Below are 15,066 nucleotides of genomic sequence, written 5' to 3' on the forward strand. Positions count from 1 at the left end.
GCGCCAAGATTTGAATCCTAACGCCCCAAGTTTGCCTAGCACATATTTTCAGATAAATAATGAGCCACAGACTCTTCACAACAAGAACCAATAATATCGGCATCAGGAAGCGCTTGTTTTACCCTATTATGCGCCGTTCCCATGATGACCCCTTTAGCTACGGTTGAAAGCATTTCCACATCATTCATACCGTCACCAAATGCAATCGTTTTATTCATTGGGATACCAAGAAAACCAGCGAGCTGAATTAAAGCTTGCCCCTTCGAAACACCACTCCCCATTACCTCCAGACACCAAGGGAATGAAAAAGCAATACTGACATTATCAGAAAAGAGATCAATTAAATGGCGTTCTAATTTAACCAATGCATCATGATTTCTACTCTTATGAATGAAAAAAACTTTTTCAACTGCATCACAAGGCATTTCATCAACACACTTGAATGTTGGATTAAAATTATCATTCTGGCTAAAATCGCTAAAATTATGATTCACTTCATTGGTTAACCATTGAGAACCACAATACATATTGATCACTAAATCATTATCCGCCTGAGTTTCTTCAATCACTCTTTTTACGACGTGACTTGGCAAATGTTGTCTGATATCCAAGTTCTTACAAGCACTGGTTAATCTGGCACCATTCGAAGTAATCAAATGCACAGGTATATCAAAATCACCAATAATGGAATTTACATCAGCATGGTGCCTGCCGGTGGCAAATACAATTTGCTTTCCCATACTTGATAAATCAGTAAGCACTTTACGGGTAAACTTACCAATTGTATCTCCTTGAAGGAGAAGCGTTCCATCAAGATCTGTGGCAATGAGGTTATGCATAGAGGGCGTTCCAGTATTTAGTTATACCCGTCATCTTTCAAGCTGCCTCTTTGTTGGCTGCACTCACTCACCCCGATCACATCGTTATCTATGCTCCCGGGGATTCGCTCCCTTGCCGTCGCGATGCAACTTGAAATCCATAGGGTATATTATCTAAGCTTTATTAAGCAATTCGAGCGATGCCTGCTTGGTAAATGTCATCCTTTCTTCCAGACTATGATTATCCTTTTCATAATAAATTGTTGCCTCTGAATCAATCTGAGGTCTTGGTGTTATTTTTTCCAATATTAGCATCGTGTCAAGGAATAATTGTCTGGCATAGCAAATAGCCCGTGTATAAGTATCAATGACCTCTTCAAATTCAGGATAAATAGAAAACGAGATCTGATTCACAATCGGCCCAGCATCAATACCTTCGTTGATTTCATGGATCGTCACGCCATGCGATTGATCTCCATTTTTCAAAGCCCAATTAACCGGTCTTACGCCTCGATATTTAGGTAAATAAGACAAATGGATATTTAATATTTTCTTACACGAATTAATGAATTTTAAAGGCAATATCCGCTTATGAAATACGACAAAACATAAATCGCAAGTGAAATCACCATTTTCATAGCCGGGTAGATTTTCAACCTTATTATCTTCAATAACAGCAATATTATTTTGATAACAGAAATCAATTAACGTCTGATCAGTGCTTACAGGTTCGAATTTATCTGCCACCACGTGTGATATTTTATACTCTTTATGATTTAAGAAATATTGACAAATGAAAATTGCCAATTCTCCTTTACCACAAATTACCACTGTTTTGGGATTATTCATTCGCAAACCTCTTTAACTTTCTTGATCGCTTTAATATCATTAATGTTTATTTGCCATTGCATAATTGTACGTAATGTATTTATTAAAATTTCATTATCGCTTGGTGTTCTGCAAGAAATACGTAAATAGAGATCAGAGCCTGCATTCCCTTTACCAGAACACTCTTTCACATACAGCCCATGAATATCTAAAAGTAACCGTGATATCGTCTTCGCATCAGAAATATGTAATTTACAGTAAACAAAATTAGAGTCTGTCTCAAATGCGGTAATACCCTCTATTGAGTTTAATTCTTGCTGTAATTTTAACGTATCACTAATCACTTTTTCACAGCTTAATTTATAACTCTCTCTATATTGAGGTAATCTCAATAAAAACTCTTCAGCAAAACCATTAATATTCCAAATTGGTAACACAGCTCTTATTTTACCAAGTAATTCCTGATTTGCAGTGGCAATATACCCAATACGAATACCACCAATCCCAAAGGTTTTGCTCATGCTTCTAATAACAGATAAATTCTTATAGTTATCTAAATGCGTTAACATTGTGTCATCACGCATTTTAGAGAAATCCAAGAAAGATTCATCAACAATTAAGTGGATATTTAATGCCAACAATTCGCCAGCCAAATATAACAGACTATCAATAGGTGTCAATTTACCTGTCGGATTATTAGGTGATTCAATAACAACCACGCCTGGCTGTTCTTCCTTTACTAATGTTAATACTTCATCAATATCTATCTCAAACTGCCGATGCTCTTTGGTATAACTATATATTGTCCTTGCTTTTCCAAAGCAATTAGCATATTCATTAAATGATGGCACAGTAACTAATACTTTACCGGTATAAACATCAGGAAGCCGTTTAATTATCTCCGCAGCACCATTTGAAATACATAATTGCGTTCTTTCTATCCCGATAAATTCAGATAAAGCATGCTCGACTAAACGATTCCCGCCAGGATAATTTAACAATATTTCATCAAAATTATTCTTTATTTCATCTTTCAATTTTTTAGGTGGAAAGTTGAAATTGTAAATTAAGCCAAAGTCAATAATAGGGTAACGCCAGTATCCACCATGCCTATTTTGAACAAGATCTAATTTATTATTACTTGAAATGAAGTCACAAATAGCAAGATCATAAGTATTATCTACCTCATACCATTGAGAATGATCAACAATACTTGCTTTAAATTCAGCCATATTATTCAGTAAAGACTGTTTAAATATATCCTCATAATATAGCCCAGTCGATCCACCATTAATGTAACTTTCTAACTCTTTAGTAACATATTCAGCAAAATTAGCGGTGCAAATATTATAAATATTTACTGTTTTATATTGACCATCTTCAACCTGATAATGACTATCCTTAGTAGAATTTAATGCAATAATATTATCTTTATCTATTTTTGCATAAGTCCCTTCCATATTGCCACTAAGAGGAGAAACAAGGACATTGAGATCTCCTGCTTTTAACATGACAATTTCCAAACATTTCTTAGTAAAGAAGATATCCCCTTCAAGGATCAGCGTATCTTGCTTAATCCAATTCCTGGCAAGGTATAAAGAATAGATATTATTGGTTGATTCCCACTTTTCACTATTAACAAATTCAATATCCAAATTATATGTCTTTTGTTTAATATGAGACATTAAAACATCACTTTTATAACCCACCACAATAATCACTTTTTTAATACCGACAGATTCGATATTCCTCAGCGCATTATCGATAAATGATATCTGATTTGTTTCTACCAAAGGTTTTGGTTTATTTGATGTTCTAGTTGATAATCTACTGCCTCTTCCGGCACAGAGAAGTATTACTGTTTTCATATGCATAGTCTTAATAAATTATTTTATACCCGTTATCTTTCAAGTTGCCTCTTTGTTGGCTGCGCTCGCTCACCCCGGTCACATAGTTCGCTATGCTCCCGGGGATTCACTCCCTTGCCGTCGCGACGCATCTTGAAATCCATAGGGTATAAATGGCTGTTAAAAGGTTATTTTTATTGTTAAATAGGAATTAACCTAAAATATAGTTCATTAATGATATAAAATTTATTTTGAATTAAATATCAATTAAATACGATGTCATATATAACATGCTGATATACCCAAACCCCGTCAATTCTTCCATGAAAACTCGCCTCTCCACCATTTTCACCCCCCGTCTTGACACCCGATCCCAGACCAAATGTGTGAAAATTATTAAGTACTTCACCTGACGTCGATATAGGACTTAATTTTTCATTAGTTAGCAAACCATATCTATCACTTTTAAATTCAAAAGGAATATTATTTTTATCAATAATTTCGACAAGTTTTGAGTGATATCCCGTACAGTGAATCAATAAATCATCACAATTAATGAGTTTAATAACTTCATCATCAGAAATTTCTGAAATATTCAAGATAGAAATATTTTTATATTTTCTTTCTTTAAGTTCTTGTGCAAAAGCAAAAGAATCATATCTTAAACCTGAATATCTATTAACTCGGTTACTTAAAGGGCAAATATCTTCCTGTGTAAAATCGTAGTCGTAAGATTCTGCGCTTGAAGGCGAATCAAAAAACAACTTGAAATCTTTATTCACAAAAACATTTATTTTTCCTGCAAATTCTAATTGCTCAATAAGTCTAATCAAACAAGAAACTGAACTGTGTGATGAACCCAATATTGATATACTTTTTACATCACCTTTATTTATAACCTCATCATAAAAACCTTTAATAAAATCACCAGAGGTAATATTATTGCTATTATGCAATAATCTGGATTCGTTTGGATTTCCACCTATATTAAACAGTACTTTTCGCGCGGATACAATATAATCTTCATTATTTTTATGATAAGTTATATCATAGTTACCCTCTTCATTCTGCTTAATTTTTTTCACTTCCGCTTCAGTCAAAATATTAAACCAATCACCATATTTGTTTTCCTGAATAAAGCGGGCAATTCTCTCCAAATATTGGCCGACAAATCTCAATTCAACGGGCTTATCTTTATTGGCACTAAAATGTTCCCATTCCGATGTTGATCTTATATATTGACTAAGCTCATCATCACAACCGTCAAATTTCTCTAAAAATACACTACCTAAAGAGTTCGCGGTAATTTTATATTTCTTTAATGAACCAGAACCCACCATCTCTGTTTTTTCTAAAATCAGGCAATTTTTTATAGCTTCATCTTTTAATAAATCCGGGATTAATGAAATATTTGCAGGACCTGCACCACACATTACCACATCATAAAACTGCTTATTCATTGACAAACCCTAACATTTTTAACGAAATTTGTGTTTCAATAACATTCCCGGCAAACTCATGACGAGTCTGTTTATAACCAAGAGGTTGCTTATCTAAACCCGCCTTAATAACATCACGATGATTAATTGTTTTATTCTCATTGCGGGAATAAACCAACAGCTCCTTCTCATAATCAAATGCCAGACAAGGAATACAACTTAATTTTAGTGTCTTGGCTAATTCCAGTCTATGATGACCATCAATAACCACATACGTTGCTTCATCAATCCAGATTGGTTGAGTCCAAAAACCTTCAAGTTTAACTTTCTCTATTAACTGCTCAACACGAACAGGACAATGTAATTCAGTTGGTCTAAGATTTGAGACTTCTTCTAATATTAATTTCATGTTTATCCCTTAGTTTAAACATCCGACAGAAAATTACCAACATCAATACACTTAATATCGCTAATAATTGAAATAACACTCCACCATTAAATAATTGGATAACAGTACCACCAACCAATGGAGATATAGAAAAACCGATACTATAGAGTGACGCTGCACCAAAATATGCGCCACGTAAATCATTTGGTGCCAAACGATCAATAAAAACATTCACACATGGAAACAAAATAGTTTGACTGATACTCATGGTAAAAGCAGCTACATACCACAATAAATAAACATCATAATACTTGAATGAAATAAAGAACATTAATTCAGATAAAATGAGTAACACCGACCCTATATTTATTTTCGTTTCTAACTCCATTTTTTGCGTTAACATGGAAAACGGTAACTGCATAACGACAATGGTTATCGCATGTAACATAATAAGCGAAGCAATAAACTCAGCATACCCATTAAACCCTAATGAAGTAATTAACTGTGGCAAAGTTGAATCAAAATGACCAAAAATAAACATCATGAGAATATTATTGATGACCAACATCAAAAACACACGGTCATTTAATAAAACCTTCATCGTTCCTTTAAAGTCATCATTATTTGTTAAGTTTATTTTTATTTTCTTACCAAATAAATAAACAGGGATCATAAAAATGACATAGGATATCGAAACAATCAGAAAAGAGATAGAATGAATATCCATGCTTAATTTTACGCCTAAATAAGGCCCGACTACCGCACCCGCATTAAGAAATAAATACCTTAAGTACATGGCATTCTCTCTTACCTGCTTCTCCTCGATAACATCGCCGATAACGGCTTTTATTGGATTATTCACAAGCGCCCAAGAAATATTCGCTAATAAAGTACCAATAATAAAACCAGACTGATGTTCAGATAACCATAATATTAAATATGCCAATGAAGATATAAGACATCCAATGATGATTATCTTAGCCCGGCCAACTTTATCAGAGAAGTAACCAGCATAAAAACTTAATATTGATGAAATCGCAATGGATAAAGAGAGAACTAATCCAATCATCGATGCAGTAAAATGAAACTTGGTATATAGTATGATGGATATAAAAGGCCATACCATCATTGATGTTGATCTTGTTACAAAAGTCCCAAGAAATAGACCCCATATACATGCCGGTATGGATGTATAACTATTAAGAGAAAAATTTTTCATTGTTATTTTCTTATATTATTTATATTGGTATCTTTTAAACCAAGAACTTAAAATATTTATGAGAGCACATAAGATCCCCTTGCCTCTACAAAAATCAAATGTAGAAGCAAGAACTAGGATAATCTGTACGATAAAGTAAATTCAATGATATATAATTTATTTTTAATATATTATCAAACCAGATATTAATTGCAAACTAAATATGACATTTTTATTACATATTAAACGTAGATCAAATGCTGGTGATGTTAGTAAGCAACATAATGACATAAGTACTTAGCACTTTAACAGGCAAAAAAACAGGTAAAAAGGGTCCTTAATCTCAGATAAAAACCTTTCAGTTCAATCTTTATCTATACCCTATGGATTTCAAGATGCATCGCGGCGGCAAGGGAGCGAATCCCCGGGAGCATAGATAACTATGTGACCGGGGTGAGTGAGTGCAGCCAACAAAGAAGCAACTTGAAAGATGACGGGTATATTCAAATAGTCATCAATTAACTGAAAAACTCAGCTTAATTTAATCCCAAAATAAACTGTAATATTATGTTCAAAGTGAAACATATAAATAAAACTGTATTTTAGTTTAATAGCTAAACTCCGGTGGGGATAATTATTATTTATAGATTTATATGAAGTATCCGAGATTAAAACTGGAAACTATCTCACGGGCCCAAAATATTCACTAACTAAAATGGGGATTAGTAATGAGTTTATTCTTTAATTTATTTAATGAAGGTAATATACCCTATAGATTTCAAGATGCATCGCGGCGGCAAGGGAGTGAATCCCCGGGAGCATAGCAAACTATGTGACCGGGGTGAACGAGTGCAGCCAACAAAGAGGCAACTTGAAAGATGACGGGTATATAGGATTTATTCGCAATGAGCACCTGGCTTATCTATGCCTTATTATCAGCGTTTACTGCCGCTTTAGTCGCTATCTTCGGGAAAATCGGGTTGCAAAATCTTGATGCCAATACAGCAACAGCAATACGCGCAGTCATTATGGCGTTGTTTCTTGTCGGTGTCGTTGTAGTACAAGGAAAATTACATCTGGTTAGTGAAATACTGGCAAACCGCAAGGCGTTACTTTTTATCGTTTTAAGCGGTGTGGCGGGGGCATTGTCATGGTTGTTTTACTTTCTGGCAATTAAAAACGGTAACGTTTCTCAGGTTACCCCAATTGATAAACTCAGTGTCGTATTTGCCGTCATTCTGGCCGTTATCTTATTTGGTGAAAAGATATCACTGATGACCGCAGGTGGTGTTGCACTGATTACTGCCGGTGCATTAATGGTTGCTCTCGGCTGAAAAATAAAAAATCCGCAAAAGTTGTTATCACTGTTGCGGATTCTTTTTAATCAGCCAAAAAGATCAACCGGCGGCAAAAACCTGGTTAACGATATCCAGTGCTTCCTGCTCAATTTTCTGCCGGTGTTCAGGGCCAAGGAGGCTTTCACAATAAATTTTGTAGGCTTCTTCTGTCCCCGATGGGCGAGCAGCAAACCAGCCGTTTTCTGTTATCACTTTTAGACCCCCTATTGACGCTCCGTTACCAGAAGCTTTTGTCAACCGGGCTGTGATTGGATCACCGGCAAGCTTATCCGCTTGCACCATTTCTGGTGATAACTTGGCTAATAATGCTTTCTGCTGATAAGTTGCCGGTGCCTGGATGCGGCTATAGCTTGGCGTACCGAAGCGAGCTGCCAACTTATTGTAATGCTGCTGCGGATTTTCCCCTGTCACTGCGGTCATCTCTGCCGCCAGCAAACACAAGATAATCCCATCTTTATCTGTAGACCACGGCGTACCATCAAAACGCAGGAAAGAAGCCCCCGCACTCTCCTCTCCACCAAAGCCTAATTCACCTTTATGTAATCCATCAACAAACCACTTAAAACCCACCGGTACTTCTACCAATTTACGGCCAAGATCGGCGACGACCCGATCAATCATGGCACTGGATACCAATGTTTTACCTATCGCAACACTTTCTGACCATTGCGGACGATGGCGGAATAGGTAATTTATCGCCGTTGCCAGATAGTGGTTCGGATTCATCAAACCAACGGGAGTGACAATACCGTGGCGGTCATAATCAGGATCGTTTGCAAAAGCCAGATCAAACTTATCACGCATGGCTAACAAACCCGCCATTGCCCAAGGGGATGAGCAATCCATACGAATGACGCCATCATGATCCAAGTGCATAAAACGGAATGTCTGATCAACTTGATCATTCACCAATGTCAGATCCAAATTGTAGCGCTCACCGATACGCTGCCAGAACGCAATGCCAGATCCCCCCAAAGGATCAATACCGATTTTCAGCCCGGCCCGCTGGATAGCGGCCATATCAACCACATCACCCAACGCGCTAACATATGGTTCAACTAAATCCTGCTGATGCAAATATTCGCTGTTCAATACCTGAACAAATGGCAAACGTTTAACGCCTTTCAGACCTTCTGTAAGCAACTCATTAGCACGACGTTCTATAATTGCTGTCAAATCCGTATCTGCGGGACCACCATCAGGTGGATTATATTTAATCCCCCCGTCTTCTGGTGGATTATGGGAAGGGGTAATAACAATCCCATCAGCCAACGCTTTCCCCAAGCGGTTATAACAGAGGATGGCATGAGAAATCGCAGGTGTTGGCGTAAATCCATTATTTTCCTGCACAATCACATTCACGCTGTTAGCCGTCAAGACTTCCAGTACGGAAATAAATGCCGCTTCTGATAAAGCATGGGTATCTTTACCCACATAACAAGGGCCATTGATTCCCCGTTGCTTGCGAACTTCCGCAACAGCCTGAGTAATTGCCAGAATATGCGCTTCATTAAAACTGTGACGCTGAGAACTGCCACGATGACCGGATGTACCAAATTTAACTTTATGCTCTGAGTTTTCCGGCTGAGGATGCAAGGTGTAATACTGTGATGTAAGCTGCGCTACATTTATCAGATCACTTTGGCGGGCAATCTGCCCCGCACGCGGATGATTTACCACTTTAAATCTCCCCTGGACAAGAGCTGCACTAAACTTTATCCGTCAGCACAGCCTCAATCAGTTAAATTGTGCCACACACCTTGTCGATAAAATTGGCTGAGAATTTCATATCCTGCATAATTTGCTCAACCATACTACGCTTACGGTCAGTGTTAGTGTTAGTAATGACCCAAAAAGGCGTGCCCGGAATGTGACGAGGTTTGGTTTGTTTGCCACTGGCGAGCAATGTCTGTACATCACCGGCAAAATAAACACGGGTACGACCGTGCATGGCATCAGTCGTCTGGGAAAAACTTTCACTGTTCAAGCTGTATAATGTAGACAGGATCAACATAAAACGCTCAACAGATTTTTTCTTGTCAGAATAGTCATCTGAAAGTAATAATTCGCGTATCACACGGACAGAATCACGCTGGCGGGCGACTGGCGCTTTCTCCACAGCACTGATAGGCTGCACATTTTGTACTGGCTGCTCGGCGTTAAATTTCAACATTCGCCGTAAAATATCAGATGCACTTTCACCAATATGTTGTGTGTGGCTGGCAATATAGCGGTAAAGGTCTTCATCAACTTCTATCGTTTTCATTTCTATCCAGTACTGTTCTAAATAAAAAATTTTGACAGATTATAAAGTATAAAAAGAGAAAACAAAACAATTAAAATTTCAATAAGTTAAAAGTATTTAAACATGAAAAACAGCATAATAAAATATCCGCTTTTCATCTAAAATAAATCAATCAGTTACATAAATATTGTGAATATAAATCTCATTGTCATGTTAAATACTTCCCACAATTAGCACTTAAAAATGAAATAGATTTTCATAGCTTTCAATATTAATATAAATTTTCAATGGCGATATTTTAAAAAATTCCAGTCAGATATATACAATCATTAATGTCAAGATGTATATACCCGTTATCCTTCAAGTTGCCTCTTTGTTGTCTGCACTCGCTCACCCCGGTCACATAGTTACCTATGCTCCCGGGGATTCACTCCCTTGCCGTCGCGATGCATCTTGAAATCCATAGGGTATATATCTGCCTTATAATTTAATCAATAAGTGAAAGTTGTTGCCGTAAATAGGTACCTGAACCTAATAATCCTGGTTGTGGATGAGTAATCAAATAAACAGGAATCTGCTGTACTAACGGTTTAAAGCGCCCTTTATCTTCAAATCCCTGAAGAAAGTTCGATTGCTTAAAGAAATCAAGAAACCGCGGCACTATACCGCCAGCGATATACACACCACCAAAAGTCCCCATATTTAACGCTAAATTGCCGCCAAATCGTCCCATAATTTCACAAAATAGTGTCAGAGCACGATGGCAATATTGGCAACTTTCATCCAATGCCCGTTGCGTCACGGTTTCTGGTTCTAAATCTTCCGGCTGACGATGATCCAAAATGGCAATGGCCTGATAAAGGTTTACCAACCCACTACCGGACAAGATTCTTTCTACCGAAACATGTCCAAGTTTACGACGTAAAACAGCCAATATTGCATCTTGTTCTTCACTATTCGCGGCAAAATCTACATGACCACCTTCACCAGGTAAACTGACCCATTGCTTGCCTGCTTTGATCAAATGAGCTACACCAAGGCCAGTCCCCGCACCGTAAACCGCTATCGGTTTGTCTTTAACCGCTTCTCCTCCTCCTAATTGAACCTTGTATTCTTCTGTTAACATTGGAATCGCCATAGATACAGCCGTGAAGTCATTAATCACATCTAATTTTTCTAGCCCAAGTGTCTGTTTCAGCTCACGAATAGAAAATGCCCATTGGTGATTGGTCATTTCTACCCAATCACCATTTATCGGGCAAGCAATAGCAATACATGCATAAGTCACCACTGTTTTTTGCGCAGCCAAATAGTGACTGATAATAGATTCTAATCCGGTGTGTTGTTTTGCACTATACGTTTCGATCCACTCAATAGCCCCATTTTCCAAATTGCAAAGTGCTAATCTGGCATTAGTGCCGCCAATATCAGCAACAAGTCCGTAGAGATTCATTTTTATATCCTAATAATCAGCTAGTACAACAATTAGGTGAAGCTTATCCTATCTGGCATTATTGGTATAGATCGTTTAACCAACCTCACCAGTTGGTTTTTTACATTTATATACTATGCAGCTAAGACTATATGGTTAAGCAGCTTTATGACGTTTATTGGATTTTCTTTTTTCACTTTTCATTGCCTTGCTGTGAGCTTCGGCGAGTACCCGTTTTTTCTCACTATTGGCAAAACGATTTAAAACTTGCCTGATTAATGGCTGATAACCTAGGCCATTAAGGTCTGCTATCATTTTCAAGTCTTCAATCAGAGACCGATTTAATCTGATTGAAATGGGCTGTAACTCCAGCGCTTCGTTAATCAGATCTTCTGTTACATCATCAGATACTTTAACGTGAGCTTCACTACAACCAAGCTCACCGTTCTCCCATGCTTCATCAGTGGAAGCTATCAGGTTATTTGCTCGCTTATCAGTTTGTTTGCTCATTTCTCTGTTCCCAAACCGTATTTTCGGTAAATTCTCAATTCATCTTCATTAGGTGTATAAGCTGTCTTTAACAGGCGGTTTTTGCCTGCTAATTTCAATTTGATGTTTGATGATATCAAGAGCTTCATGTGCTTCGGAGTTTTTAACTCATGGTTAATCTGTATATACAAAATACTCCGCCAGACAGATCTAAGCAACTCAAAATGACTCACAAAATAGCAATGGACTTTGTATCACTAATAGATAAGATATATTATTTTAGCGTGAAATTTGTATATACATATAATGATGAAGCTCATGCTAAGAATATTGATACTATTCTGCAATTTCACAGCACAAATACAGTACACGAAAATCTAGCCGTGGTAATAAAATTACTAAAAGATGAGGTGTAACATGAATTTTTTTGACGAATTGAAAGCATCCCTAGAAGAAGCAGTTGAAATTAAACAAGGTAATAAAGCCGCAGCGCGTGTGACCCGATATGAAGTTGCCGACGTTAAAGCTATCCGTGCTCAACTTAACATTTCACAGGCAGAGATAGCGGAGGCTTTAAGCACCAGCCTTGATACAATTAAAAGCTGGGAGCAGAAGCGTCGAAATCCGACAGGACTAGCGGCAAAAGTGTTAGCTATCATCCAAGAAAACCCTAATTTCTATAAGGCTCTGGCGACCCATTGATTAAAAGCCAACTACTCTACCGACTGAGCTGACGACTTACTCTAGGGAAATTGGTTTTGAATGAAGCTTTAAGATGGTGGGTCGTGCAGGATTCGAACCTGCGACCAATTGATTAAAAGTCAACTGCTCTACCGACTGAGCTAACGACCCATCTATAGGAGAACTACTCTGAATATCTTTTGGAGTGGTGGGTCGTGCAGGATTCGAACCTGCGACCAATTGATTAAAAGTCAACTGCTCTACCGACTGAGCTAACGACCCGCACCAAAGATATGTGATACCGCCTGAAACAATCTTAATGAAGTGGTGGGCGATACCAGATTCGAACTGATGACCCCCTCCTTGTAAGGGAGATGCTCTACCAACTGAGCTAATCGCCCACTTCATGATGACTATTACTGCTTCTATACCACTGAATCTATGATTGGTGGGCGATACCAGATTCGAACTGATGACCCCCTCCTTGTAAGGGAGATGCTCTACCAACTGAGCTAATCGCCCAATCATAAAATCATTCTTATCACAACGAGATGGTGGGCGATACCAGATTCGAACTGATGACCCCCTCCTTGTAAGGGAGATGCTCTACCAACTGAGCTAATCGCCCCGTCGTGATGGAGTCGCATTATAGGGATAGTTCAGAGTGAGTCAACGCTTTTTCTAGAGAAAAATATCGTTCGTCTCAAAATTAAACAAGGGTGAGATAATTATCGTCACTATAGGGTGCAGTTTAGACAAATACACTGACTTTCCTCAATAACTTCCCGTTAACAGCATTGAGGAATTAAGGTGCAGTGATAAAATGACCCCCACTTTTATTACTTTAAATCACCAATAACGTTCATTGAAAAGTGAAACGTAATTAAGGCAATCCCCGATGAGTAAAATTAAAACCCGTTTCGCACCAAGCCCAACTGGCTATCTCCATGTTGGTGGTGCTCGTACCGCACTTTATTCCTGGCTGTATAGCCGCCATAACAAAGGCGAATTTGTATTGCGTATCGAAGATACTGACCTTGAACGCTCAACTCAGGAAGCTATCAATGCCATTATGGACGGTATGAACTGGTTAAATCTGAATTGGGATGAAGGCCCTTATTATCAGACGAAACGTTTTGATCGTTATCATCAGGCAATTGATCAAATGCTAGAACAAGGGAGTGCCTATCGCTGCTATTGTTCTAAAGTGCGTCTGGAAGAATTGCGGGAAACTCAAATGGCAAATGGCGAGAAACCGCGTTATGACGGCCGTTGCCGTGACAATCTGTGTCAACATAACCCAGATCAACCCCATGTCGTCCGTTTCCGCAATCCACAGGAAGGTTCTGTTGTTTTTAATGATCGTATCCGAGGCCCCATCGAGTTCAGTAATCAGGAACTTGATGATCTGATTATCCGTCGTACCGATGGCTCACCAACGTATAATTTCTGTGTTGTTATAGATGACTGGGATATGGAGATCACCCATGTCATCCGCGGTGAAGACCATATCAATAATACACCTCGCCAAATCAATATCCTGAAAGCACTAGGCGCTCCCGTGCCAGAATATGCACACGTTTCGATGATTCTAGGTGATGACGGTAAAAAATTATCCAAACGTCACGGTGCAGTGAGCGTTATGCAATACCGTGATGATGGCTACCTGCCAGATGCACTGCTGAATTATCTGGTTCGTTTGGGTTGGTCGCACGGCGATCAAGAAATTTTCAGCATTGAAGAAATGACTGAGCTGTTCAGCCTGGATGCCATCAATAAATCCGCCAGTGCATTCAATACCGAAAAATTGCAATGGTTGAACCATCACTATATTAATACCCTGCCGCCAGAGAAAGTTGCCGTTCATCTAGCATGGCATATTGAGCAACAAGGTATTGATACCCGTCATGGTCCACAGTTGGTTGATCTAATTAAATTACTGGGCGAACGTTGTAAAACTCTAAAAGAGATGGCGGAATCCTGCCGCTACTTTTATGAAGATTTTGCTGAATTTGATGCCGATGCGGCGAAGAAACATTTGCGCCCAGTTGCCCGTCAGCCTCTTGAAGTTGTCCATGCAAAGCTGGCTTCAATTACTGATTGGACACCAGAAAATGTGCATCATGCCATTCAATCCACCGCTGATGAGCTAGAAGTCGGTATGGGTAAAGTCGGTATGCCATTGCGTGTTGCAGCTACCGGTGCAGGTCAATCCCCAGGTGTGGATGTCACTATTCACGCTATCGGGCAAACCCGTACTCTCTCCCGTATCAATCAAGCGCTGGAATTCATTGCTCAACGTGAAACTCAATCCTAATTAATGCACCCAAGGCATCACTTATC

At 38.4% G+C, this 15,066-nt stretch carries 14 protein-coding genes and 5 tRNA genes; 4 read left to right on the forward strand and 15 right to left on the reverse strand.

Translation table 11 applies throughout. The features are described from left to right. Positions 1 to 35: 35 nt before the first annotated feature. From AAC155_RS18150 to AAC155_RS18175, 6 genes are all read right to left on the reverse strand, one after another. Entirely contained in the window at positions 36 to 839 is an 804-nt protein-coding gene (locus AAC155_RS18150; RefSeq protein WP_113043629.1) for a Cof-type HAD-IIB family hydrolase, read from the reverse strand. 153 nt (positions 840 to 992) lie between these two features. Continuing rightward, positions 993 to 1,667: a formyltransferase family protein gene (locus AAC155_RS18155; protein WP_113043630.1), complete on the reverse strand. Its 675-nt coding sequence runs from the start codon at positions 1,665 to 1,667 to the stop codon at positions 993 to 995. Then, positions 1,664 to 3,514 carry an aminotransferase class I/II-fold pyridoxal phosphate-dependent enzyme gene (locus AAC155_RS18160; RefSeq protein WP_191214879.1) on the reverse strand — a complete coding sequence of 617 codons (1,851 nt, stop codon included), beginning with the start codon at positions 3,512 to 3,514 and terminating at the stop codon, positions 1,664 to 1,666. The genes AAC155_RS18155 and AAC155_RS18160 overlap by 4 nt, the downstream gene beginning before the upstream one ends. Before the next feature lie 242 nt (positions 3,515 to 3,756). After that, complete coding sequence (locus AAC155_RS18165; RefSeq protein ID WP_113043632.1) at positions 3,757 to 4,953, reverse strand: SidA/IucD/PvdA family monooxygenase; 1,197 nt, start codon at positions 4,951 to 4,953, stop codon at positions 3,757 to 3,759. After that, positions 4,946 to 5,341, reverse strand: coding sequence for a ParB N-terminal domain-containing protein (locus tag AAC155_RS18170; RefSeq protein ID WP_113043633.1), 396 nt, complete (start codon positions 5,339 to 5,341; stop codon positions 4,946 to 4,948). Before AAC155_RS18170 ends, AAC155_RS18165 begins: the two co-directional genes overlap by 8 nt. Beyond that, positions 5,307 to 6,539 (reverse strand): MFS transporter, encoded by a 1,233-nt coding sequence (locus AAC155_RS18175; protein WP_113043634.1) that lies wholly within the window; start codon positions 6,537 to 6,539, stop codon positions 5,307 to 5,309. Before AAC155_RS18175 ends, AAC155_RS18170 begins: the two co-directional genes overlap by 35 nt. Before the next feature lie 811 nt (positions 6,540 to 7,350). Between AAC155_RS18175 and AAC155_RS18180 the strand changes: the two genes are divergently transcribed. Continuing rightward, entirely contained in the window at positions 7,351 to 7,512 is a 162-nt protein-coding gene (locus tag AAC155_RS18180) for a hypothetical protein (protein ID WP_229015579.1), read from the forward strand. Next, a complete protein-coding gene (locus AAC155_RS18185; RefSeq protein WP_229015581.1) occupies positions 7,481 to 7,852 on the forward strand; it encodes an EamA family transporter in 372 nt (123 codons plus the stop codon). Before AAC155_RS18180 ends, AAC155_RS18185 begins: the two co-directional genes overlap by 32 nt. 63 nt (positions 7,853 to 7,915) lie before the next feature. Here AAC155_RS18185 and pgm read toward each other — a convergent pair whose 3' ends face one another. From pgm to AAC155_RS18205, 4 genes are all read right to left on the reverse strand, one after another. Then, positions 7,916 to 9,556: a phosphoglucomutase (alpha-D-glucose-1,6-bisphosphate-dependent) gene (gene pgm, locus AAC155_RS18190; RefSeq protein WP_113043636.1), complete on the reverse strand. Its 1,641-nt coding sequence runs from the start codon at positions 9,554 to 9,556 to the stop codon at positions 7,916 to 7,918. Between the two features lie 61 nt (positions 9,557 to 9,617). After that, the gene (gene seqA, locus AAC155_RS18195) at positions 9,618 to 10,142 is read right to left on the reverse strand and encodes a replication initiation negative regulator SeqA (protein WP_113043637.1); all 525 of its coding nucleotides are present in this window, start codon (positions 10,140 to 10,142) and stop codon (positions 9,618 to 9,620) included. Between the two features lie 466 nt (positions 10,143 to 10,608). Then, positions 10,609 to 11,574, reverse strand: coding sequence for a glucokinase (gene glk, locus AAC155_RS18200; protein WP_113043638.1), 966 nt, complete (start codon positions 11,572 to 11,574; stop codon positions 10,609 to 10,611). Positions 11,575 to 11,709: 135 nt separating this feature from the next. Beyond that, the gene (locus AAC155_RS18205; protein ID WP_113043639.1) at positions 11,710 to 12,063 is read right to left on the reverse strand and encodes a hypothetical protein; all 354 of its coding nucleotides are present in this window, start codon (positions 12,061 to 12,063) and stop codon (positions 11,710 to 11,712) included. A gap of 396 nt (positions 12,064 to 12,459) precedes the next feature. On the opposite strand from AAC155_RS18205, the gene nadS reads away from it, so the two are divergent. After that, a complete protein-coding gene (gene nadS / locus AAC155_RS18210; RefSeq protein WP_113043641.1) occupies positions 12,460 to 12,744 on the forward strand; it encodes a NadS family protein in 285 nt (94 codons plus the stop codon). Between the two features lie 74 nt (positions 12,745 to 12,818). Here nadS and AAC155_RS18215 read toward each other — a convergent pair. From AAC155_RS18215 to AAC155_RS18235, 5 genes are all read right to left on the reverse strand, one after another. Next, positions 12,819 to 12,894, reverse strand: a tRNA-Lys gene (locus AAC155_RS18215). A gap of 35 nt (positions 12,895 to 12,929) precedes the next feature. Further along, positions 12,930 to 13,005, reverse strand: a tRNA-Lys gene (locus AAC155_RS18220). A gap of 43 nt (positions 13,006 to 13,048) precedes the next feature. Beyond that, positions 13,049 to 13,124, reverse strand: a tRNA-Val gene (locus AAC155_RS18225). A 45-nt stretch (positions 13,125 to 13,169) separates the two neighbouring features. After that, positions 13,170 to 13,245, reverse strand: a tRNA-Val gene (locus AAC155_RS18230). Positions 13,246 to 13,275: 30 nt separating this feature from the next. Then, positions 13,276 to 13,351 (reverse strand) — tRNA-Val (locus tag AAC155_RS18235). Between the two features lie 270 nt (positions 13,352 to 13,621). On the opposite strand from AAC155_RS18235, the gene gltX reads away from it, so the two are divergent. Next, positions 13,622 to 15,040 (forward strand): glutamate--tRNA ligase, encoded by a 1,419-nt coding sequence (gene gltX, locus AAC155_RS18240; RefSeq protein ID WP_113043642.1) that lies wholly within the window; start codon positions 13,622 to 13,624, stop codon positions 15,038 to 15,040. Positions 15,041 to 15,066: the final 26 nt, after the last annotated feature.

It is taken from the genome of Photorhabdus sp. HUG-39 (assembly GCF_963878365.1).
Taxonomy (GTDB): domain Bacteria; phylum Pseudomonadota; class Gammaproteobacteria; order Enterobacterales; family Enterobacteriaceae; genus Photorhabdus; species Photorhabdus kayaii.